Raw genomic sequence first — 22427 nt, 5'->3', positions numbered from 1 at the left:
TTCGATCACAGCCACCCCACGAGGCTGAGGCTGCCGAGCAGCGCAGGGCGTGCGCCGCGCGCCGCCTCGGTCTCGACGAAGCGGACCACCGGATACGGGTGCGCGACGAGCGCGTGCGCCTCGACGACGACGTCGAGCCGCCTCACGATCCCGAGCTCGACGCCGGCGCCGGCGTCCGCGGCGAACGCCCATCGCCCGCTGTGGACCCCCCGGTACGGCCACGATGCCTCGCCGTCGACGGCGACGTGGAGCGCCCCGAGGCCCACCGAGAACCTCGGGCGCAAGCGCAGCTCGGGCCAGGGGAGCGCCGCGAGCTCGACGAGCCCGAACCGCTGCTGCACGGTCGCGCTGCCCTGCGGCCCAGCGACGCGCGGCGCCGTCCCGAGCCCGGCGAACGACAGGCGCGCCTCGAGCGGACCGATCGGACCGAGCGGCGCGAAGCGCAGACGCGCGACAAGGAGCAGCGCCGGGCCGACGCCGCCCGGGCTCGCGAGGAGCCCGCCCCCCAGCTCGACGCCCCACATCGAGCGGCGCGGCGGGTCCAGCGATCGGTCTGCCTGCCGAGGCGCCTGCTGGCTCACCTCGCTCGGGGGCGGCGCGGCGGCGGGCGCGGGCGCCGCCGCGCGCTGCGAGGACATCAGGAGCTCGAGCAGGCTCGCGCGGAGCAGCTCGACAGCGCGCACCGCGAGCACCTCGACGATGTGCTCTCGCGCCTCGCCGCGCGTGTCGATCCGCCGCACGAGCGTCTCGTGCGTCCGCGGGTCGACCACCCAGAGCTCGGCGGCCTGGCCGTCCGGCGCCAGGAACAGCCCGATCAGGGCCGCGGAGCCGGCCTGCTGCCCGGCGTCGTCCATCGTCGGCCGGGGGGCGGAGGCCGCCGACTGCGCCGCATCGAGGACCTCCACGTCGAATCCGTCGGCGACGAGCTCCCCTCGGATGCGGATCAGCGCCTCGGAGATCGACGGATCGGCGGCGCCTGGCCGCACGAGGACCACACGCGCAGGCTCCCCCGACGCCGCGGGGCTCGCCGCGCAGAGGAGGAGCGTGAGGGCCCCGGCCAGCGCCTGCGCCCGGGCGAACCTCACGGCGTTCGAGCGAGGGCCCGCGCTGCCTGCGCGTAGGTTCCGCCCGGGAACCGGCGCAGGTACGTCCGCGCGACGGCCTCGGCCTGCGCGTCGCCGTGGAGCCGCTGCACGATCACCATCTTGCGCCCGAGCGCTTCGGAGACATAAGCCCCCTGCGGAGCCTCCTTGAGGTAGGTCTCGAACCAGGCGAGCGCCGCCGCGCCTCCCTCCTGGGCCTCCGCGAGGCGGCCGAGCAGGAACGCCGCGTCCTTGCCTCGTTGCGTCCCCGGAAAGCGCCGGCGCTGGGCGAGGAGCGCCTGCCGCGCGATGTCGTTCCGCCTCGTGTAACGCGCGGCGTCCGCGAGGACCGAGAGCTCCTCGTTGCTGCTCTCCGCGAGCGAGACGTCGAGCCCGCGGCGCTGCGCCTCGTCGACGATGACGTCGAGCTTCCCGGCCGCGAGCTTCCCGGCCCAGTCGCGCCTCGGCTCGGCCGAGAGCGCCGATGCGGCCGGGCCCGCGGGCGCCCCCGGCGGATCCGGGACCGGCGCCGCGCCGGGCTCCTCGGCGCGGTCGGACGACGGCGGGGCGGGCGCCGGCGACGCCTCCGCGCCCTGCTGGAGATCGAGATCGCGGAGGAGCACCTCTCCCGTGCGCTGCCGCAGGGTCAGCCACTGCCCGGCGCGCACAGCGATCGGCTTGCCGGACAGCGGCCCGCTGACGACGACGGCGCCGTTCTCGAGCCGCAGATCGAGGCGCTCGTCCTCCGGCGCCCAGGAAAGCGCGAAGGCCGTCCCGGTCACGGTCACGAGGAACGGCCCCGCGTCGAACAGCCACTGCGCCTCCGACCGATGGACCACGCGCGCGTGGACCTCTCCCCGGTCGAGGGTGACCCTGGCGCCCTGCTCGTTCACCGACACGATGTGCGCGCGCGCCATCTCGGCGAGCTGAACCTCGGTGCCATCGGAGAACCGGACCTTCGGACGGCTCGACGTGTCCGCCTGGACGGAGCCGTCCTGCTGCACGGCGCCGCCCTCCACCTCGTAGGAGAGCCGATCGGAGCGCGCTCCCCGCTGCCACCCGTTGACGCCGAGCAGGACCGCGGCGGCCGCCGCGAGCGCGAGCGCTCCGGCCCGGAGGGGCGACAGCCGGAAGCCCGGGCGCCTCGCCGTCCGCTCCGTCACGCGGAGCAGCCCCTGGACACGCTGCTGGGGAGACATCACGCCGAGCGAGCTGCGAGCGAGCTCGACGGCGCGCGCGGCCTTCGGTCCGAGCGCCGGGTCCTTCTCCTCGTCAAGCGTCATCCCGCGCCTCCGGCCTCATGCAGTAAGCGGCGAGGGACGTGTCCTTCTCGACCTGGGACGACACGCGCTCCGTCGCCCGGCTGAGCCTGCGCTTCACGGTGGCCAGCGAGCTCCCGGTCGCCTCCGCGATCTCCGGCAGGCTCATCCCCTCCATGTGGCGGAGCACGAACGCGGTCCGCTCGTCTGCGCTCAGCGTGTCGAGGATCGCATAGAGGCGGCCCAGCGCCTCGCGCGCCTCGCTGTCCGCCGGCTCGACGGCCTGCTCGGGGAGCTCGGCCGTGTCCGCGAGCTGGAGGATGCGCCTCACGCGCCTGCGGCGGAGCTCCCATTTCAGGAGGCGAACGGTCACCGAGAACACGAAGCTCCCCAGCGCATCTGGGTCTCTCAGCCCGGATACTCTGGAGAACACCCGAACAAAGACCTCCTGGGTGACGTCCTCTGCGTCGGCGCCGGGCCCGAGCACGCGCGCGACGATCCGGAACACCTTGGGCGCATGTGCGTTCCACACCGCGGTTGCCGCCCATGGTTCCCCTTCGATGAGCGCGCGAACCACCTCACTTGCGTCCGTACCGCCACGCTCCGGCGGAGCGATGGCAAGGCTGGCTCTACGCACGACGTCATCGCTCCGAGGGCTCGTGACTTCGCAGATCGGCCGTGATGAACGACCACAGTACCGAGCCCAGGTTCCCGGCGCAAGGCGGTCCGCGGGCGCCGCCGGGGAGGTCGTTCCGGCGAGCTGCCCTGGTCCCAGCACGGGGTGTGGTGCGCTCGCCGCCGCCACCCTCGGAGTGAGCCGCGCGACGCAGCCGGCAGCGAGGTCCCTGGTCACCCGGACCGCGGCGACGGCCCACCCGATGACGTGGAGTGGAGTCAACATCGCATCGGACGCTCACGATCTGCGTTGCCCGGATCCCGGCGCGGCGACCGCCACGGATGTCCGCGGAGGCCGCAAGGATCTCGGTAGGTACTTCGACCCAGCCAGCCAAGCGCACGTCTGTCATGCAGTAGCGGTGCGCCCTCGAACCGGCTCACCGCGAGAATGAATAGCGTGAGGGCGGAAATTTCCCGTCGTGAAGCCGGAAACGGCGCGGCGCGGGAGGAGGAGAGGAGCGCGCCGATGCGCCTGCGCTCGGCCCAGAGCACGCGCGATGCGGCGGCGCCTCAGAAGTACGCGCAGGCGTCGGGGCAGTCCATACGGTACGGGCAATCATCTATCGCGCTGCAGTACGTGTCCTCGGGGCACTCCAGGGAGGATTCGCACAAGAACACGCAGCTACCGCGGTAGCAGGTGGCGCCCGCCACACACGCCGTGTCGGAGGTGCAGCCCGTGTTCGCCTGACACGCGCCGAGCGTGTCGATCGTGGAGCCCTGGCAGAGCTGACCCGCGGGGCAATCGCTGTCGGCAGTGCACGTACCGGGCGTGCTGCACTCACCCGGGTTGTTCGTCCCATGCCGGAAGACGCAGATCAGGCCTTCATTGCACCAGCCGTTGTCTTCGCAATCGCCGCCCAGCGGTCTCGTCGGCGCCTCTTGCAAGAGCAGGCACCCTGCCGGCAGAAGAATGAGCAGCGCAGCGCTCAGCGTGCGGAGCAACATCAGAACGTCCCCATGATGGAAAGTGAGGTGAGGCCGATGCCGGGCGCGCCGACACCGGCAGCGATGGTGCGGCCCGGCGTCGAACGCCCCCCGGTCGCGGGCGGCTTCTTGTCCGGCGCAAAGACGTAGGAGCTCAGCACCATGCCCGCGCCGAGCCCGGCGACGGCCCAACCCACGGTGTTCCAGGTGCGGAGCGTGCCGAAGCTGGAGGGCGTACTGCTGATGAGCGCGGTCGTGCCGACCGTGGCGCCGCCGGCGACGAACGCCACCCAGCCCCAGCCGTTCGCCTGCCCGACCCAACCCGGCGTCTTGCCGGGCGCGTCCTTGCCCACATAAAACCAGGGCGGATCGGGCTTGTCGGCCACGCCGCTGAGCGCGAGCCCGCCCGACACCGTCGCCGTTTTGCGCTCGACCTTGAGCGCCCCTGTCGTCTCGCCGAAGCTCAGCCCGAGCGACGAGAGCGCGGTGGCCGAAGGCACGCCGAAGCCCAGGCCCTCGATGCCCTGCCCGGTCGCCTTGAACGTCATGATCGCGACCACCTGACCCTTGTCGTCGACCAGCGGCCCGCCGCTGTTGCCTGGGCTGATGCTGGTGTCGGTCTGGATCAAGCTGTTGCCGTCGAACGTGCGCTGGCCGCTGACGATGCCGCGCGTCACGGAGAACGACTGCCTCTCGCCGCCGGGCGCGCCGAGCGCGAACACGTCGTCGCCGGTGCTGGGGGGCGGCATGCGCAGCGTCAAGCACGGCGTTTCGCGCGAGCCATCCTTCAGCTGCAAGAGCGCGACGTCCGACTGCTCGTTGACGCGCATCACGGTCGCCGGAAACTCCTTGCCGTCGCGGAAGCGCACCACCACCTCGGGCGTCGTCGCCACGTGCGCCGCGGTGAGCAGCAAGCCGTCCGGAGAGATCACGACCGCGCTGCCGACGCCGTCGTCGAGCTTGACCAGCGCCGTGGCGTTCAAGACGTCCTCGCTCATCTTCGGCATTGCCAGCGTGCGGGCCGGGCAGCCGCGCATCTCCCCGGGCGGGAACTCGGGCGCGGCCGGCGCCTCCGCAGGGGCGCCCGAGCCCCGGAGGGCCTGCACGAACATCGGCCGGGCGAGCAGCGAGCGCAGGCTGCCGAGCAGCAGCGCGTTGCCGGCCGCCGCGCGGTCGAGCTCGCGCATCTCCATCTCCTCGTGGTTCGACGTCATCTGATAGACCACGGTCTTGGAGGCGCGATCGAGCACCTCCCACGTGATGGTGATGCCGCAGGTGAGGCCTCGCTCGTCGGCGCAGTCCGCCGCCGTCATCGTCCCGGCAAGGACGAAGGCCGCCTCGCTCGAGCGATCCTGGTTCAGCGCCAGGTTCTCGCGGCCGAGCGCGCGATAGCCGAGCTCGCGCATCTCCTCCAGGAACATCACCAGGAACTTTTCCTTGACGATCAGCACGTCGTCCAGGTTCGGCGCCTTCAGGATCACGTTCGAGATCGTGATCGTCCCGAGCTCGCTGCCGTTCACCTTGATCGGCTCCACCGGCCGCACCGACTTCGCCTCCGCGAAGCGCGGCGCCAGCAGCAACGCCGAAACGCCGAATCCGGTCAGCAAACCGCGGCGCAACCAAACCCCGAGGGTCCGCAATTGGTTCATCCCGTGCTCACGAAATCCTGAAACCTGGCCTCTGAGCTGCCTCTCCGCGCTCGCAGCTCCGGCTGGAAGCCATTTCCAGCGACCAAGAAGCCCTATGCTCCTCGGCAGCGCCCACGATATCCACCTCAGGCGCGGTGTCGAGCCCCATTGCTCAGGCCGCCGCCGCGCCTGTTCCTCGGCCGACGGGCCCCGTGCAACTTGAACGGCTTCTGAGCCGTTCGCAGCCCTAACGTCCGCCGTCCTCCTCACCCGGCCCGAGGAACACCCCCACGCTCCGGAGATCGCGGTGCGCGTAATGCACCTTCACGGTCTCCGCGTGCGCGCGCCGCCCGAGCTTCTCGTACGCCATCACCAGCAGATCGAGCGCGGCGTCGCGGTGCTCGTCCGTACCGAGCCAGTGCAGGTCGAGCCCGAACGTCAGCGCCGCCGCGGGCCGCCCCTCGGCGCAATCGCGCTTCGCCGACTCGATCCACTTCCGCACGCGCGGCGGCTGCGTCTTCCACGCCTTCACGCGCTCATCGGGCGAGCCCACGCGGATGCTCCCGGCGCCGGGCGGCAGCGCGGGCCCGAACGTGCCGAGGGTCGGGATGCGGTCCGCCTCGAGCCACCGTTGCGCGGGCGGGTCCCCGGCGAGGGCCTCGCGGTCGGCCTCCTCGAACCATTCCATGGCGGCGAGCGCGGCGTACACCGGCAGCGGCGCCGGCTCCTCCTCGTAAGGGTCTGAGATGCGCTCGCGCGCGCGGGCAGCGAGCACGGCGAGGGGCGTGGGCTCGCTGTCTCTCCAGGTCTCCGCGGAGTCGCGGGCGTAATTGTGCGCGATGCACGTCGGCGGATCCGCGGGGTCGTCGTACCAGAGGCCATAGTGCAGCCCGTCGGAGTCGCCCCACATCACGGTGACCAGCTCGGGCGGGTCGGCGCGGAACCGGCACTCGAGGCGCGGGTCGAGCCCGCCGCGCGTTTTCCGCTCGAGCCCGCCGTCCTCGAACCAGATCATGATCCCGCCCGGCGAGCGCCCGAGGTGGCTCATCCCCTGCCGCTCCGTCTCGTCGAGGCTGCGCCAGAACGCCGCGAAGGTCGCGAGGTAGCGCGGCAGCCGCAGGCCATAGACCTCGTTCATTCGCCTGGCCGCGGCCTCGAAGCGGGCGTTCATCGACGCGAGCGCCTCGGCGCGGCGGCGCGCCCCGAGCTCGTCGGTCGCGAACATGCCCTCGGTGTAACGCGCCGGCGCGAGGCCCACCGTCGCCTCGAGCGGCGCGTCGAGCTGCGAGGCGACGCCGCGGGATCTGAGCCCGTCGAGCGTCGCTGCGAGCTCGTCGAGCGCCGCCGCGGGCTCGCCCATCCGCGAGAGCGGCACGACGATCAGCTCGCCGGACGGCCCTCGGTTCGTGCGCGCCTCGAAGAGGCTGAACTCCGCGACGAGGCCGAGCCCCGGCGCGAAGTGCGGCGGATCCCAGCTCGCGAGCCTGGCGCGCTCGTCCTCGACGGGGAACATCGTCTCCCAGCGCTCGCGCGCGAGCGCGAGCGCTGCCTCGATCTCCGGGTCGCTCATCGCGTTCGCCATCCTACGCGAAGCCGGCCCCGCCGGGAGCCGAGGCGGACCCGCTGGGCGCCCGCCGCCCCCCCGAAGGGTCTGTCGCCCCGAGGTCCCACGCGTAAGCCATGCTTGACAGGACCGACCGCCATGGCATCTCCTGTCCTCCGCGGCGTTTTTCATGCCTTGCCCCATGGAGTCGCTGATCCACGGCTCGCTCGACGATCTCCTCAGCGCCGCTCGTACCTCCGGGGGCTCGCCGAGCCGGCCCCTCGCCTCACCGCCGAAGGGCGGGGTCGCCGACCTGCCCACCATCGAGGCGGTGCTGGACGCGATAGCGGAAGGCCGGGTGCATCCCGAGGGAGTGTTCTTCATCGACGCGACGTCGGAGTACGTGGACGCCAGGCGCTTCCTCCGGGCGGAGCCCGACGCTGCGCTCGACGGCGCGGCGGTGCGGCGCTTCTTCGAGGTGGAGGGGGGGAGCCTGCTCCTCGCGGGGGTCCAAGACTGCTTCCCGGCCGTCGGTGCGCTCACAAGCGCCCTGTCCGGAGCGCTCTTGGCCCAGGCCAACACGAACCTTTACCTCACGCCGGGCGGGGCGCAGACCTTCCCCCGCCACTGGGACACCCACGACGTGGTGGTGCTCCAGCTCGAGGGGCGCAAGCGGTGGATCATCTACGAGCCCCTCCTCGAGGCGCCGCTGCACCGCCACCACGCCTGCCGCACCGCCGAGCTCCACGAGATGACCCCGCGCTGGGGCGAGATCGAGATGCAGCCGGGTGGCGCGCTGTACATCCCCCGCGGCTATCTCCACGAGGCGACCGCTGTAGGGGGCCCCTCGCTCCACATTTCCACCGGGATCCACCGGATCACCTGGCACCGCCTCGTCGAGGTGATGGTGGCTGACGCGCTGCGGGAGTGCGCCGAGGACCTGACCTTCCGGGGGGACTGCCCCGCTGGGGGGGCGCACCTCGCCGCAGCCATCCGAGAGGGGATCGCGCCCCGCGTCGAGGCGCTGGTGAAGCGGCTCCACGAGATGGATGCAGCGGAGGTGCTCCAGTCCCTCACCGAGCCGGCCGACGGGGAGCAGAGCTAGGAGCCAGGAGCCAGCCCAGGGCCCGCTCGCGCGAGGCGCTTCTTCTTGCGGACAGGTGCGAATTCTCGGTAACTTGTGAGGGCCACCTCTCCTGCGGCCGCTGCACCGCCGCGCACTGTTCATCGCCCACTGCTCCAAGGAGACAACGGATGTCTACGACGCCCCGATCCAAAAAGGTGAACGTCCCGAAGCCCGCCGCCAGCGCCCACGTCTGCCGGCATGATCCGACGCCCGTCACGCGGAAGATCAGCATCCCCAAGCCCGCCGCCAGCGCCCACGTTTGCCGGCACGACCCGACGCCGAGCAAGAAGACCAAAATTTAGCTGTAGTGCTGGAGGTGCGTCGCCATTCCCTCCGGCCGCTGGGTGACACGACACGCCCCGGAGGGGACGATCGCCTGCAAGGACTCCCCCTGCATACCGCGCGATTTCGCCCGTCCCGACCCACGTCGTCGCACGGCGACGGGCGAGCCGGATTCACGGATTCTCGGGCAGACGTCGTGGACCCGAGGGACCTCTCATCGCCCGCGGCAGCGGCCTCCTCACGGGAGTGATCCGATGGCTGTTCACATCGGCATGAGCTACCATCCGGCGCTTCACGACCTGCTGTGGCGAGCCAGGGATGAGGGGCTCGTCGACTTCCTGGAAATACAGCCGGAGCGATACATCTACAGTCACTTCGAGAGGGGCCAGATGAAGCGGCTACTCTCCGATTTCGGCGCGCCGTACTGCTTTCATTTCGCCTGCAACTCGCTGGGCAGCGCCGACTATCGCCTCGACCGCAACGCGCGGCAGCGTCGAGACATCGTCAATCGGTTGGCCCCGCGCTGGTGCTCGGATCACATGACGTCCTGCCGCATCGGCGACTTCGACCTCGAGAAGAACCTGCCTCTGCTGCGGACCGACGAGACGCTGCAGATCCTCGTGGAGAACATAAAGCTCTTTCAGGAGGGCCTCGCTGCGCCGTTCCTGCTCGAGAACATCGCCACGATGTGGGAGCTGAGGCGATCGACGATCGCCCACGACGACTTCTTTGCGCGGGCCGTCGAGATGGCCGACTGCGGCATCCTGCTCGACCTCCACAACCTGTACGCCGACCAGCTCAACCACGGGCTGGACCCGAGGGCGTTCATCGATCGCATGCCGGCGCACCGTATAAGGCAGCTCCACCTCGCCGGAGGCTCGTCGTACGACGGTTACTATTATGATGGCCACGATCACGAGGTCCCCCAGGTCGTCTTCGAGCTGCTGGAGTACCTCCTGGCGCGGGTGACCCCGGATGCCGTGATCCTGGAGCGTGAGGCGCGCTTCAAGGACCTCCCCAGGGTGTGGGATGATCTCGTCCGGATTCGAGGGATGTGCCAGCGATGAGCCGCACGAGCGTCGCCCGCTGGCAGGAGCGCTACCTGAGGAGCCTCGTCCAGGGTGGGCCTGTCGAGGGAGCTGAGCTCGGCGACGAGCTGTCCCAGTACAGCGAGTCGTGCCTGGCGAGCATCGCCACGTCGTTCAGGGCTTCGATACAGCGCTCGGTCAAGAGCCATTACCCGGTGTTCTGCGGCCTCACGGCGAGGAGGCGTCGGCTCTGGGACTGCCTCTATTCTCAAGTCAGCATGGATACCGATCGAGGAGCCATGATCAAGAAGATCTTCGGCGTCCTGTATTCATGGGCGGAGCGCCTGGACAGCGCATGTCTCTACAGAGACCTCCTGAGGGTGGAGCGGGCGGTCGCTCTCGCGCAGTTCCATCAGGCGCGGCCCCGGATCACGGGGCGCCTCAGGATAGACACCTCCCGCTTCGGGATCCATGACAGCGGCCACCTCTACTGCATGAAGCTCGCCTCGAACGTCATGGACCTGTATCCAGCCATCGATCGCATCAGCGTCCTTCAGGGCAGAGGAGAATCCATCTACGCGATCTACTACTCCCGCGACAGGCAGAGCGTGATGACGCATCGGCTCTCGAAGCAAGCCGCCGAGGATCCCTGCAATCTGCTGAGAGGTGAGCTGAGCTGAGGCGGACGCCGGGCACGCCTGCGCCAGCAGCGAGGAGATTTGCGCGATGAAGATCTGCATCATCAGCAAGTTCCCACCCATTCAAGGGGGTGTGAGCACCCGGACCTACTGGATGGCGTATGCGCTCGCCAAGCGCGGCAATCAGGTCTGGGTCGTCACGAACGCCGACGAAGCAGAGGCAGACTGCCGGATGGTCATGACCCCATCCGACAAGCGGCGGCTGCAGATCCGCTTCGCGAACGGCGGCTCCGTCCGCTGCGTCTCGTCGGAGCGTCCTCTGTACGACCTCTACGTCCCCTGGGCGAACCCGTACGTGACCAAGCTGGCCTCCATGGCGACGGATATCGTCAGGGAACACTCCTGCGATCTGATCTACGCCTACTACCTGGAACCGTACGGGATGGCTGCCTCTCTCGCGGCGCAATGGACGGGGGTCCCCTGCGTCCTGGCGCACGCGGGAAGCGATATATCGGTCCTGATGACGAGGCCGTGGCTGAGGACCTCCTACGCCGAGATCCTGAAACGGGCGCACAGGGTCGTGACGGCGAAGCACTTCGATGACCTCTTCGTGGGGCTCGGCGTGAAGAAGAGGCGGCTCTACCACCTCGGCTCCGACTCCCTCCCCACGCACTGCTTCCGCCCCGGCGCGCCGAGGCTCGACGTGAACGAGCGCCTGGCGGAGGCGCTCGCCGGCAACGGCTGGCTCCATGCGTGCTTCCGCGAATCCGCCCCGAAGACCTTCGATCCCCGTGTCCCCACGCTCGGGATGTACGGCAAGATCGATCACGCGAAGGGCATGTTCGACTTCATCCGGGCGCTGGGGATGGTGAAGCGCCGGCGCGTCGACGTCCAGGCGATCATGATGTGCGGCGGCGCCGAGGGGAGCTGCCGCGAGCTCGCCGCGTTCATCCGCGAAAACGGGGTGGAGGAGAACGTCTGGCTGCTCCCGTTCATGCCGAACTGGGTGATCCCGAGCCTCATCAACGCCACCACGGCGACGTGCTTCCTGGAGCGAGACTTCTTCATCGACTACCACACGCCGGGCGTACCGAGAGAGGTGCTCGCGTGCGGCGGCTGCCTCGTCCTGTCGGGTGATATCCACGAGAAACGAGGTTACAAGGAGGGCCTCGTGGACGAAGAGAACTGCCTCCTCGTGCGGGATCCGAGGGACCACGAGGCGCTGGCCAGCAAGCTCGAATGGGTCGCGCGCAACCCCAGGGAGGCGGAGAAGCTCGGGCGTCGTGGTCTCCTCCTCTCGCGCATGTGGGAGGATTTCGACGAGTACATGGAGGATTTACATACCATGTTCCATGGATTCGTCAGCGCGTAGGGCTTCACGGCGCTCCCCCTCCCGGATGCTGGCCTCTGTTCCCTGAGACATCGCGGGCGATGAAGATACAAGAAACGACGGTCAACGGACGCAAGGTCATCCTCGTGGATCACCTCTTCCGCAAGAAGAAGATCGAGCAGATCTACCGGACCCTCTCGGAGTCCTACGTCTACTACCGAGGGCAGCTCAGCTCGAGCGCGGATCATTTCCCGAAGATGGTGGCGCACTTCGTGGACCTCGACGCGTTTGAGGCGCTCTTCTTCTACGAGGACGTCGCCGGTCTCATGAGGCAGTGCTACGCGGACGTGCCCCACCATCTCTACAAGGCGTACGTCAACCAGACGTGCTACGGCGACGTCAACTACCCGCACGTCGACTGCAAGCCGCGTCGCCGAGACGTGACGGTGCTCTATTACGCCAACCCGCGCTGGGACCGCGAATGGGGGGGAGAGACGATGCTCTACGACGACTCGGGGGCCTTCAACCTGGCCGTCTTGCCGGCCCCTGGGCGCGTCTTGATCTTCCCGGGCGCGACATGGCACTGCGCGGGCATTCCGAGCAGGGTGTGCCCCGTGTCGCGGTTCACGCTGGCCATGAAGTATACGCTGTCCGCGAAGGACGCCCGGGAGGTTCGCTCGAGCAGGCCGCGAGATGCGTGATCGAGGCGCTATGTCCAGGGAGAGAGCGGCGATTCACGGCGCGGGAAACACGAATTCAATCGATGGGTGGTCGCCATGAGGATCAAGACACACCTGGTGTCGATGCCGTGGGCCGATGTCTATGTTCCCTCGGTCCAGCTCGGCGCGCTAAAGGCGCATCTCGATGTCGCGCTCCCCGGCCGCTTCACGACCACTACGTACTCTGCATTCTGCTCGGTGTTCCTCGACGCTGGCGAGTCGGACCTGTACTCGGAGCTCTCGGAGTTCAGGGAGTTCCCGTACTTCCTCCTCGCTCTGGAGCGGTTCATGAGGCCGCGCGGGTCCGTCGAGGGGGCACCCTCCCTCGACGAGCTGCTCTCGATCGTGAACGCTCCGAAGCGCGGTCGCGTCAAGCTCACGAAGCGCTCGCTGACCCGCCTGAGGAACGCGACGCACAGGTACATCGACGCAGCGCTGGGGCCGGAGCTCATCCGGAGCGGCGTGAACCTGATCGGCTTCACGCTCAATTACAACCAGGTCTATTCGTCCATTTACTGCGCCCTCTACCTGGGCCAGCGGTACCCGGAACACAGGTGCGTCTTCGTGTTCGGTGGGGCGAGCGCGGCGGCGCCCAGCGTCGCCGACGCGCTGAAACGGCTAGGCATCCGCGGGTTTGGTGTGCTCGGAGAGGGGGAGAAGAAGCTGGAGCGGCTCGCGGCCGCCTACCTGCGTACCCCCCTCAGCGAGATGGATCGTCTCCACGACAGCATCCCCGGCGAGGTGCAGGGGATCTATGACATCCAGACCAACCAGATGGATCTCTTCAGGAGAGATCCGGCGAACTTCGCTTCGCAGCTCGCATCCATCCGAGACCTCGGCGTCCCGGATCTGGAGGAGTACTTCCGGGCCGTCAGGAGGGTGTTCCGGGGCGCGGAGGCGATCCGACCGTTCAGCAAGAACGTGATGCTCCCCGTCGAGGGGAGCCGGGGATGCTTCGCCAAGTGCGATTTTTGCGGCATCAACGTCAACTGGGAGGGCTTCAGAAAGCGGCTCGCGGCGGACATCGTCAAGGATGTGCTGTCCATGACCAAGCGCTACGGGGTGCGGCGTATCCTGTTCATGGACAACGTCTGCGACACGTGGGCGGAGGGTTATGCCGATGAGCTGATACGGCTCAACATCCAGATTCCGGCGACGATGGAGCTCCGGGCGCACCACCCTGAGAGGTTCTGGACAAAGCTGGCCCTGGCCGGGGTCGACGCTGCTCAGGTCGGGATCGAGTCGCTGGCCTCGTCCCTGATCCGACGAATGAACAAGGGGACCAGGGCGCGGCAGAACATCCTCGTTCAAAAGTGGCTGAAGGAGCTGGGCATCCGCTCGCTCTCGAACCTGATCATCGGGCACCCCCGCTCGACGATGGATGACATCGCCGAGACACAGCGGATTATCAAGGAGACGTCCCACCTGGGGAGCTACAGCCTGTCGGATTATACGTTGTCTTATGGAAGCCCTCTTTTCAACCAGCTCGGTCCTGATGAGATGGCGCGGCTCAGGCCCGATACCTATCTGGAAGGACTGGAGGGCGTCGAGCGATTCCTCGTGCCATACTACGGCTACTCGGCGCCCGAGGCGTGGTTTGAGCCCGGCGTGATGGAAGGCTGGCGTAGCTTTGCCGGATGGTACGAGGAGCACGTCCAGCGGGAGCGTGGGATACCAGCCATGGAAGTTCACAGGGTGAGCCCGGGCGAGCTGCTCATCAGGGACGAGCGCTCCGGGGATCTCGTCGAGACGGTTCTCGATGGAGAGCTCGCGTGCATCTATGATCTGTGCCACGCCGGCATGGAGCCAGGGCGAGCGGCAGCGGCCGCCGGGCTCCAGCAGGAGAAGGTCCTGCGGCTGCTTGGTGAGCTCGTCGAGCGGCGCCTCGCGCTCGAGGTGGAAGGCCACGTCATCTCCCTGGCGCTGAGACCCAGGGATGAATTGCTCCGGAATCACTACGTAGCATCGGCAAGCCGGGAGACGGAGGCGACGAGGCCCACGGAGGCGAAGCCGCAGGCGAGGCGACTCTCGCTGATATGATGGCAGCGGAATCCTCGTGGCGGCGGCGCCGGCTCCCCGCGGCGCCGATCACGCATCACACCCCACGCGGCGCCCTCGTTCGCCAGGCATGCTCGCCTCCTCCGCCCCCCTTCGCTGTCGCGCGCGGGATGCGGCGCCTGGACGACGAGGGCTACGCGTCTTTGGCAAGAGACTTTCCTTCTGCTTCGAGGGCAGCCTTGATGACCCCGATCGCCTTGGGGCCCACGCCATGAAGCGCCATGAGCTGGGCTTCCGTGAGCCGAGCGACCTGGTCCAGGCGAGAGACGCCGGCCGAAGCGAGCGCCCGCAGCGCCGGCTTCCCGATGCCCTTCGGAAGTGGAGATTCCGATCGTTCTTTCGTTCTGCTCGGCATGCGCCTCGCTCCTTGTCGGTTGTCCCCTGCTCCGTGTGCGGCGGGTGAGATCACGCCGAGGTCTCGCGACGCGTAGTCGGCCCCTTCGCCGCGCGTCTCCACGCGCCGGGCGACTGTCCGGTCTTCTGCCGGAAGAGCTTCGAGAAGTGCTGCGGGTGCTCGAATCCGAGCGCGTAGGCCACCGCGCTCGCGCTCGCGTCCGACGCGAGGAGCCGCGCCTTGGCGGCCTCGATGAGGGCTCGGTGGATGTGGTCGCGCGCGCTCGTTCCCGTCTCCGCGCGGAGGAGATCGCTCAGGTAGTCGGGCGAGTACCCGAGCGCGCGCGCGCAGGATCGAACCGTGGGGAGCCCGCCTTCGACCTGCGCGGCCGACGCGAAGCACGCGTCGAGGTGGCGGTCGAGCCGCTCCGCCACGCCGCCCGCCCGCGCTCGGATCTCGAGCTGGCGCGCGTAGGCGCGCTGGCAGTACGTGAAGAGGAGCTGGAGCTGCGCCGAGAGCACGTCCGGCGCGAACGCGTCGGGAGGGACCGAGGACTCGCGCTCGATCTGCCGGACGAGGCCCGTGAACGTCTCTCGCTCCGGCCGTGTGAGGTGGAGCGCCTCGTGCGTCGCGTAGCCGAAGAACCGGTACTGGTGCATCGCGTCCGAGAGCGGCGTGTCGCGCAGCACGTCGGGGTGGAAGACGACGGTCCAGCCCTCCCCCTCGTGGGCGAGCTCGCTCTCGCCGCCGATCGGCGTGATCACCTGGCCCGGCGACGCGAAGACGATGATGCCCGCCTGCCCGTCGTGCACCTGCCGCCCGAACTCGGCGTGGCATTCGTCCCCGCGCTTCAGGCTGATCACGTAGAGCCCGGACTCGATGGGGCGCCCGAGGATCGGGATCTCGATGCGCAGCGGCTCCTGCCACGACGCGGCGATCACGGAGATCAGCGGATGCGCGGGCGGCGGGCGCCCGATGAGCCCGTGAATCTGCGCGATCGATTCGAGCCTCAGCGCGTCGCGTGTGCCCACGCGAATCGGGGTATCACGCGCCTACCTCGATCACAACGTTGCCCCGCTTGCGCCCCGTCTCGACGTACCTGTGCGCATCCGCGATGGCCTCGAGCGCGTAGCGCCTGTCGATGACCGGCCGGAGCGCGCCGCGCGCGACGAGCTCCGAGACCTCGGGGAGCGCTGTCTTCTTGTCGACGGACATCCCGAAGACGAGCTTCCTGCTCCCGAAGAGCCGGCTCCACGCGTCGCGCAGGTAGAGCTCGGCGCCCCCGACCGTGATCAGGTACCGGCCTCCCCGCGCGAGGCAGCGCCGCGCGCGCGCGAACGAGCTCGCGCCGACCGTGTCGAACACGACGTCGAACGCGTCGGCGCGCGCCGCGTAGTCGTCTCGCGTGTAGTCGACGACGTGGTGCGCGCCGAGCGAGCGCACGAGCTCGGCGTTTCGCCCGCTGCAGACCGCCGTCACCTCCGCGCCGAGGTGCCGCGCGACCTGGACGGCCGCCGTGCCGATGCTCCCGGACGCGCCGACGATCGCGATCCGCTCGGCGGTCCGGAGCCGCGCCCGGTCGCGGAGGAAGTAGAGCGCGGTGGTCGGTCCGTCGACGAGCGAGCACGCTTCTTCGTGGCTCAGGCCGGCGGGGGCGTGCGCGATCGACGCATCCTCGGACAGGCACACGTACTGCGCGTACCCGCCGGACCCGAACCCGGTGAAGCCGAACACGCGATCTCCGGGGCGGAACCGCGTGACGCGCCGGCCGGCGCGCTCCACGGTGCCGGCGACCTCGATCCCGAGCACCCGGAAGCGCCGCCGCGGCCGGAAGAAGCCGAGCACGACCCGCGCCATGAGCGTGTCGCCTCGCCGCATCATCTGGCACGCCGCCGTCGCCGTTGTCGCGTGCACCCGGATGCGCACCTGATCGTCCCGCGGCTCCGGCGCGGGCATCTCGCGCAGCTCGAGGACCGAGGGAGAACCGTATCGCTCGTAGACGGCTGCCTTCATCTGCATGAGGAGCAGAGTAAGGACGCGGCGGGAGTGCCCGAAAGCATCGGATCCGGGAAAAATGGATCCCTTTCCGGGATGTGCTCGGCGCGGGCGCGCCGGCGCGCTCCGAGAGCCGAGGCTGGTGCCCCCGCCTCACCCATGGTATCAGCCTCTGCGCAGCGCTCCGTCATGGTGTGTCCCATCGAGCTGGCGCTGCGCGAAAGGTCGTAGATGCGAAGAATTCACATCGCTCTGGGCGTGCGTTCACTGACAGATTCCATTGCGGATTACACGCGGCGCCTGGCGGCTCAGCCGCACGTGATCGTGCCTGACCAGTACGCGCTCTGGCGCACCGACACGGTGAACTTCTCCATCCGTCAGATCCCCGCGGGCGAAGCTCCGGCGTTGCGTCATCTGGGCTGGGAGGACGACGCCGCCAGCGCCTTCTCCGAGGCGCGGGATTGCAACGGGATCGTCTGGGAGGAGTTCGGTCCAGAGCAGCAGTTGCAAGAGATCCTCGGGCTCTGGCCTGACGCCCAGATCAAACGCTGACTTCGAGCTGACAACCAATCTTCCGGAAGGACCTCGACGGCTGGCGTCCTGAAGGACCCGCCTCGGCGGCCTGAGACCCCCCTCAGCGGCGCGCTCCTCGCTGGCCCCCCTCGCGCTGACACGCGGAGATGACGCCTGTCATGGGAGCGTGACAGCGAGGGTGTCATGAGCGCGTGACGGCGACGCGCAGCAACCCGGCCGCCGGTCGCGGCCGGCGTGCCGCGATCACGGCCTGATTGCGCCCGATCCGGCGTCTCGCCCCCGGAACAGGAGGCAGCGCCATCGCTGGACGCGCCGGGTGGCCGCGCGCGGCATGCGCGTTGCAAACGCCTTGTCAACGCCTTCAACGCCTTGTCAACGCCTTGTCGCGGTCGCGTCGGGGCAGCGATGGCCGTCATCCAACATCGAACTCGTGGAAAGGAAGCATGTCATGAAGAGCAATGCACTGCTGCTGGGATCGCTCGTCGTCGGTATCATGGGCGCAGGTTGCGCCGTGGGGTACGAGGCCGAGGAGGGCGAGGTGGGCGACGCCCAGCAAGCGTTCGTTTCCCGTGAGTGGGCGTATGCGTGGGCGCACCAGGCGACGGGCTCGTTCACCGCGAGCTCGAGCTACTCGCGGAACTCCTCCGGAGACGTGTCCGGGCAGGGCGTGAACAACACCGTCACGCAGCTCGGTGCGGGCCAGTACCGCGTGCGGTTTCCGGACGTGGGCGCGGCGCCGGGCGGTCATGTCCAGGTCACGGCCTACGGCGCGGGCGCCGAGCGCTGCAAGGTCAATTCCTGGGTCAGGAGCGGCGATGACGTGGATGTCCATGTCAACTGCTTCACCGCCGGCGGCGCGCCGGTCAACACCCTGTTCAGCGTCGCCTATGTCCACAAGTCGGGCACCGGATCCTCGGACGAGGCGTACGTCTGGGCGAACGACCCGACGGCGGCGGCGTACACGCCCAACGCGACGTACCAGTTCAACTCGAGCGGCGCGAACAACACGATAGCGCGCGAGGGGGTGGGTTACTATGCAGTGACCCTGCCGGGGCAGACCGCGGGCGGCGCGACGGTCGAGGTGACGGCCTACGGCCCGGGCAGCGATCACTGCAAGGTCGGCAGCTGGGGGCAGTCCGGCGACGACGCGGTGGTCCGCGTGCGCTGCTTCGACAGCTCGGGCGCCCCGTCGGATAGCCAGTTCACCCTCAACTTCGCGCGCTCGAGGCAGGTGAACGGCGGGCTCTCCTACAGCTACGCCTGGGCGAACAACGCCACGGCGGCGTCGTACACGCCGAGCCTCTCCTATCAGGAAGGCTACATCGCGGGGGACCTGGGCGAGGTGGAGGCCGACATCACCGCGGGGCGCACGTCCGCAGGCCGCTACTCCGTCAGCCTGCCCGGCATGTCGGCGACGGGCTCGAACGTGCAGATCACGGCGTACGGCTCCGGATCGGAGTACTGCAAGGTCGTCGGCTGGTCCGGCACCGAGACGAACACGAACGTCAACGTCGCCTGCTTCGATGCCAGCGGCGCGCCGACGGACACGCGCTTCGTGCTCGTGTACACGGACGACAAGTTCATCGTCCTGTGAGCTGCAGGGCGGGGGGCCTGCTCCGGCCCGCCTTGCCTCGCCGTCCCGCCCCGGGCAGGCTTGGCCCATGGGGCAGCCCGCCGAGAAGCAGCGCCGCGCCACGTACGCCGACCTCGAGGCCGTCCCGCCGAACAAGGTGGCGGAGCTCATTCGCGGCACCCTGCACGTGTTCCCCCGTCCGGCGCCGCGGCACGCGCGCGCCAGCTCGGGCCTGGGGGCCGAGCTGACCGGCCCGTTCGACCATGGCAAGGGCGGCCCGGGCGGGTGGTGGATGCTGGACGAGCCCGAGCTGCACTTCCCCGACCCGATGGCGCCTGGCGAGATCGACGCGCTCGTGCCCGACCTCGCCGGCTGGCGCCGCGAGCGCATGCCCGAGCTGCCCGAGACGGCGTACTTCGCGCTCGCCCCGGACTGGATCTGCGAGGTCCTGAGCCCGTCGACCGAGGACGTCGACCGCAAGGAGAAGATGCCGATCTACGCGCGCGAGGGCGTGCGGTACGCGTGGCTGGTCGACCCCATCGCGCGCACGCTCGAGGTGTTCTCTCTCGTGTCCGATCGAAGCTGGGAGCGCGGTCCGATCCACCGCGACGCCGCCCGCGTCCGCGTCGCCCCCTTCGAGGCGATCGGGCTCGACCTCTCGGTCCTCTGGGCGAAGTAGTAGCTCCTCGGTTGCCTGGCGACGGGAGGTTCCGTTCGACGCTCTCGGTACCGGCTCTCGTCGTGGTCGGTCAGCTGGGGCGGCGGCTCGGCGCCGACGTGGCGAAGGCCCCGGGCTCAGCGGCACCGAGACATCTCGGCCAGGAAACTGACTAAAATTAGACGTAATCCAAAGGATCAGCTCTGTATTCTGGCTAAATGAAGGCTCCGCTCAGAATTGAATCTCTCGGATCCAGGTGATCGAAAGCCATATCGAGAGAATCAACGCTGGGAACCAGTTCAACCTGCCCAGGATCCAGAGAGAACGCTCAGGAATCGAGCGAAACGGCCCGCCCGGGCCCTGTCGGGTCGGTGAGCCGTGGACGGACGGCACCGGATCCGGCCATGCCGCGCGGGAGGACCGGGGGCTCAGCGCTTCAGCTCAGGGCGCCGCCGCTCCCTGCTCGGCCGGCGCAGCCTGCTGCTCGGGGGCGGGCGGCTGCGCGGCGGCGCCCTCCTGCGCCGGCGCATCCATGGCGCAGCGGAAGCCGATCCAGGCGTGCGCCGTCACGGGCGCCGCGGCGGTGCGGTAGGTGGCGGAGAGCTTCTCGGGGCCGTCCAGGAAGCTGCCGCCGCGCACGACCTTGAGCGGGAAGGTCGGGTCGCCCTGCGGGTTCTCGCCGCCGGGCGGCGGGAAGACGAGGCCGTCCGAGACCCACTCGGACACGTTGCCGGCGAGATCGTAGACGCCCTCCGGGGTGCGATCGCTCGGGTGGGCGCCGGACGCGCAGGTCGCGACGTCGGCGCCGCGCGCGAGGCAGCCCTCGTTGCGATCGTAGCAGGCGCGCTCGCAGGCCGGCGCCTCGTCGCCCCACACGAACGCCCGGCCGGCGGCGCCGCGCGCGGCGACCTCCCACTCCGCCTCGGTGGGCAGCCGCCGGCCGCGGAAGCGGCAGTAGCTCTCGGCCTGGGAGTAGTCGACGCAGTTGATCGGGTGCCCGGTCGCGTTGCGGGGCTCGTTGCAGCGCCGCGTCCAGAGCTCGGCCTCCCGCTGCTCCTCGGGCGCCGCCGGCGCCTGCGCGCCGGGCAGGAGCTCGGGCGTCAGCGAGACGTGATCCGCGGTCGAGCACATGCGCTGCTGCATGCAGGCCCGGTAGGCGCGGACGGTCACCTCGTTGCGATCGATGTAAAACCCGCGGGTGAGCGTCACCTGGCGCGCCTCGCCCGCGGCGCCGATCGTGGTCGAGATGGGCCCGATGAAGACCATGTCCGCCGGCGGCGCCGCGGGCGCGGCGGGCTCGGCGGAAGGCGCCGCGGCGGAGGCGCTCGCGGTCGGCGCCGCGCTGGCGGGCGCCGGCACGCCCGCCGCGGCCGTCGCGGCGCGCCCGGCGGACGACGTCGCGGTGGCGCGCGCGGCCGGCGCCTTCGCCGGCTTCTTGTCGGGCGCCCGCGTCAGGACGTACGCCGTCGCGCCGGCGCCGCCGAGCACGAGCGCCGCCACGAACCAGGGAAGCGCCGCGCGCGCGGCGCTGCGGCGCTGCGGCGGCGCTGCGACCGGCGGCGCGGCGTGCAGCGGTCCGCCCGCCGCGGCCTGGGGGTGCGGGGCCGCGCCGGGGTGCGGGGCCGCGCCGGCCGCAGGGGGGCTGGCGGGCGCGACCGTCTCGATCATGGAGTCCTCGACCTGCGCGGTCCTGGAGCCCCCCGTCGCCAGCGCGCCGCCCCCGTCTCTCGCCCGAGGCGCCGCGCCGCCCGTCGCGCCGGCGGCCTGCGGCCCGCTCGCGCCGTGGCTCACCTTGACGATGGCAGGCCGCGCCGGGGCGGGCGCGTGCGCGTCGGCGAGCATCGTCGGCTCGCTCGGCCCGACGGCCACGCCGAGCCCCTGCGCGGCCGCGTACTCCGCGGTCGACTGCCCCGCCGCGTGCTCCCCGGAGGGACCGCCGCGACCCGCGAAGGACCCCGCGCGCTCGCCGTGCGCCGCGGCCGAGAGCGCGTCCCAGAACTCGCCTGCGCTCGTGAAGCGGTGCTTGGGCTCGATCGCGAGCGCCTTGTCGAGCACGCGCTCGATCGCCTCGGGCGCGTCCGGGAGCCCGCGCGCGCGCAGCGTGGGGCGCACCGCCGGATCGGCGGAGGCGACGTAGAGCTGCGTGGGGTCGTCCCCCTCGAGCGCGCGCCTGCCGCTCACGAGCTCGACGAAGATGAGCCCGAGCGCGAACACGTCGGTCCACGGGCCCGTCGCGCCGCGCGCCTTGTTGAACTGCTCGGGCGCGCCGTAGCGCGGCGTGAACGCGCTCGGCCCCTGCCGGGTCGCGGCGAGCGCCTCGGTGAACGTCGGGTGATCGGACAGCACCTTGGCGATGCCGAAATCGAGCACCTTCAGCGTCCGCGCCCCGCCGACGTGGGTGAGGAACAGGTTCGCCGGCTTCACGTCCCGGTGCGCGACCTTGTGCGCGTGCGCGACGGCGAGCGCGCGCGCGGCCGGGGTGAGCAGCTGGATCGCCTCGGCGATCGACATGCCGGCCTCGCCCCGCTCGCGCCGCTCCCGGAGGTATTGCCCGAGCGTCTGGCCCTCCAGCCACTCCAGCACCAGGTAGGGCACCCACACGCCGGCCTGGGTGGTGAACGCGCCGACGTCGAGCGCCTGCACGATGCCCGAGGTGGCCCGCGACAGCCGGTGCAGGATCCGCCCCTCGCCTCGCAGCGTCTCGAGCAGCGCGTCGCGCTCCGAGGCGTCGAGCGAGGCCGGCAGCTTCAGGCACTTGATCGCGATGAGCTCGCCGAAGCCCTCGTGCATCCCCCGGTAGACGACGCCGAACCCGCCGTCGCCGATGACGGCGGCGACGCGGTACTTCCCCTCGATGGTCTGCCCCGAGAGGCCAAACGGATCGTCGGACGGCTCCGCCATGCCCCGCTCCTAGCGCGTCGCCGTGCCCAGGCAAAGGGGCTTCCGCGCCGCCCGCCCCCGCAAGCTCGCGCGCGCTTGCATCGGCTCGCATCTGCTTGCATCTGCTTGCATCTGCTCGCATCTGCTTGCACCTGCTCGCA

Annotated in this window: 20 protein-coding genes; 10 read left to right on the top strand and 10 right to left on the bottom strand. The window is 70.0% G+C overall.

The window, feature by feature from the left end; translation table 11 throughout:
* Positions 1 to 5 precede the first annotated feature (5 nt).
* The 6 genes from WMF22_RS33905 to WMF22_RS33880 all read right to left on the bottom strand — a co-directional run bounded on the left by WMF22_RS33905 (position 6) and on the right by WMF22_RS33880 (position 7138).
* On the bottom strand, positions 6 to 1085 hold the full coding sequence (locus tag WMF22_RS33905) for a hypothetical protein (RefSeq protein ID WP_438032468.1): 1080 nt from the start codon (positions 1083 to 1085) through the stop codon (positions 6 to 8).
* The gene (locus WMF22_RS33900; protein WP_438032467.1) at positions 1082 to 2365 is read right to left on the bottom strand and encodes a FecR domain-containing protein; all 1284 of its coding nucleotides are present in this window, start codon (positions 2363 to 2365) and stop codon (positions 1082 to 1084) included. The genes WMF22_RS33905 and WMF22_RS33900 overlap by 4 nt, the downstream gene beginning before the upstream one ends.
* A complete protein-coding gene (locus WMF22_RS33895) occupies positions 2355 to 3242 on the bottom strand; it encodes an RNA polymerase sigma factor (RefSeq protein WP_438032466.1) in 888 nt (295 codons plus the stop codon). Before WMF22_RS33895 ends, WMF22_RS33900 begins: the two co-directional genes overlap by 11 nt.
* Positions 3243 to 3526: 284 nt before the next feature.
* A complete protein-coding gene (locus WMF22_RS33890) occupies positions 3527 to 3961 on the bottom strand; it encodes a hypothetical protein (protein WP_438032465.1) in 435 nt (144 codons plus the stop codon).
* Positions 3961 to 5547, bottom strand: a complete 1587-nt coding sequence (locus WMF22_RS33885; protein ID WP_438032464.1) for a S1C family serine protease — start codon at positions 5545 to 5547, stop codon at positions 3961 to 3963. Before WMF22_RS33885 ends, WMF22_RS33890 begins: the two co-directional genes overlap by 1 nt.
* A 268-nt stretch (positions 5548 to 5815) precedes the next feature.
* Positions 5816 to 7138, bottom strand: a complete 1323-nt coding sequence (locus WMF22_RS33880) for an ADP-ribosylation family protein (protein WP_437294100.1) — start codon at positions 7136 to 7138, stop codon at positions 5816 to 5818.
* Between the two features lie 175 nt (positions 7139 to 7313).
* On the opposite strand from WMF22_RS33880, the gene WMF22_RS33875 reads away from it, so the two are divergent.
* From WMF22_RS33875 to WMF22_RS33845, 7 genes are all read left to right on the top strand, one after another.
* A complete protein-coding gene (locus WMF22_RS33875) occupies positions 7314 to 8216 on the top strand; it encodes a JmjC domain-containing protein (RefSeq protein WP_438032463.1) in 903 nt (300 codons plus the stop codon).
* 149 nt (positions 8217 to 8365) lie between these two features.
* On the top strand, positions 8366 to 8539 hold the full coding sequence (locus tag WMF22_RS33870) for a hypothetical protein (RefSeq protein ID WP_437294098.1): 174 nt from the start codon (positions 8366 to 8368) through the stop codon (positions 8537 to 8539).
* Positions 8540 to 8773: 234 nt separating this feature from the next.
* Entirely contained in the window at positions 8774 to 9586 is an 813-nt protein-coding gene (locus WMF22_RS33865) for a multinuclear nonheme iron-dependent oxidase (protein WP_438032462.1), read from the top strand.
* Positions 9583 to 10227, top strand: a complete 645-nt coding sequence (locus tag WMF22_RS33860) for a hypothetical protein (RefSeq protein WP_438032461.1) — start codon at positions 9583 to 9585, stop codon at positions 10225 to 10227. Before WMF22_RS33865 ends, WMF22_RS33860 begins: the two co-directional genes overlap by 4 nt.
* 46 nt (positions 10228 to 10273) lie before the next feature.
* Positions 10274 to 11557: a glycosyltransferase gene (locus tag WMF22_RS33855; protein ID WP_438032460.1), complete on the top strand. Its 1284-nt coding sequence runs from the start codon at positions 10274 to 10276 to the stop codon at positions 11555 to 11557.
* A gap of 59 nt (positions 11558 to 11616) precedes the next feature.
* Positions 11617 to 12216 (top strand): 2OG-Fe(II) oxygenase, encoded by a 600-nt coding sequence (locus tag WMF22_RS33850; protein ID WP_438032459.1) that lies wholly within the window; start codon positions 11617 to 11619, stop codon positions 12214 to 12216.
* Positions 12217 to 12291: 75 nt separating this feature from the next.
* The gene (locus WMF22_RS33845; protein WP_438037308.1) at positions 12292 to 14274 is read left to right on the top strand and encodes a radical SAM protein; all 1983 of its coding nucleotides are present in this window, start codon (positions 12292 to 12294) and stop codon (positions 14272 to 14274) included.
* A 151-nt stretch (positions 14275 to 14425) separates the two neighbouring features.
* On the opposite strand, the gene WMF22_RS33840 is transcribed toward WMF22_RS33845, so the two are convergent.
* From WMF22_RS33840 to WMF22_RS33830, 3 genes are read right to left on the bottom strand one after another with little or no spacing between them, the layout of a single operon-like run.
* Positions 14426 to 14647: a helix-hairpin-helix domain-containing protein gene (locus tag WMF22_RS33840; RefSeq protein ID WP_437294092.1), complete on the bottom strand. Its 222-nt coding sequence runs from the start codon at positions 14645 to 14647 to the stop codon at positions 14426 to 14428.
* A gap of 50 nt (positions 14648 to 14697) precedes the next feature.
* Entirely contained in the window at positions 14698 to 15657 is a 960-nt protein-coding gene (locus tag WMF22_RS33835) for a helix-turn-helix domain-containing protein (RefSeq protein ID WP_438032458.1), read from the bottom strand.
* Between the two features lie 13 nt (positions 15658 to 15670).
* Complete coding sequence (locus WMF22_RS33830) at positions 15671 to 16639, bottom strand: NAD(P)-dependent alcohol dehydrogenase (protein ID WP_438037307.1); 969 nt, start codon at positions 16637 to 16639, stop codon at positions 15671 to 15673.
* 213 nt (positions 16640 to 16852) lie between these two features.
* Here WMF22_RS33830 and WMF22_RS33825 point away from each other — a divergent pair, with 213 nt between their 5' ends.
* From WMF22_RS33825 to WMF22_RS33815, 3 genes are all read left to right on the top strand, one after another.
* Positions 16853 to 17173, top strand: a complete 321-nt coding sequence (locus tag WMF22_RS33825) for a hypothetical protein (protein WP_437294090.1) — start codon at positions 16853 to 16855, stop codon at positions 17171 to 17173.
* Between the two features lie 430 nt (positions 17174 to 17603).
* Positions 17604 to 18749 (top strand): hypothetical protein, encoded by a 1146-nt coding sequence (locus WMF22_RS33820; RefSeq protein WP_438032457.1) that lies wholly within the window; start codon positions 17604 to 17606, stop codon positions 18747 to 18749.
* A gap of 67 nt (positions 18750 to 18816) precedes the next feature.
* The gene (locus tag WMF22_RS33815) at positions 18817 to 19407 is read left to right on the top strand and encodes a Uma2 family endonuclease (RefSeq protein WP_438032456.1); all 591 of its coding nucleotides are present in this window, start codon (positions 18817 to 18819) and stop codon (positions 19405 to 19407) included.
* Positions 19408 to 19827: 420 nt separating this feature from the next.
* Here WMF22_RS33815 and WMF22_RS33810 read toward each other — a convergent pair whose 3' ends face one another.
* Complete coding sequence (locus WMF22_RS33810) at positions 19828 to 22287, bottom strand: SUMF1/EgtB/PvdO family nonheme iron enzyme (protein WP_438032455.1); 2460 nt, start codon at positions 22285 to 22287, stop codon at positions 19828 to 19830.
* Positions 22288 to 22427 lie beyond the last annotated feature (140 nt).

It is taken from the genome of Sorangium sp. So ce204 (assembly GCF_051526795.1).
Lineage (GTDB): Bacteria > Myxococcota_A > Polyangia > Polyangiales > Polyangiaceae > Sorangium > Sorangium cellulosum_B.
This window is presented reverse-complemented; position numbering and strand designations above follow the sequence as displayed.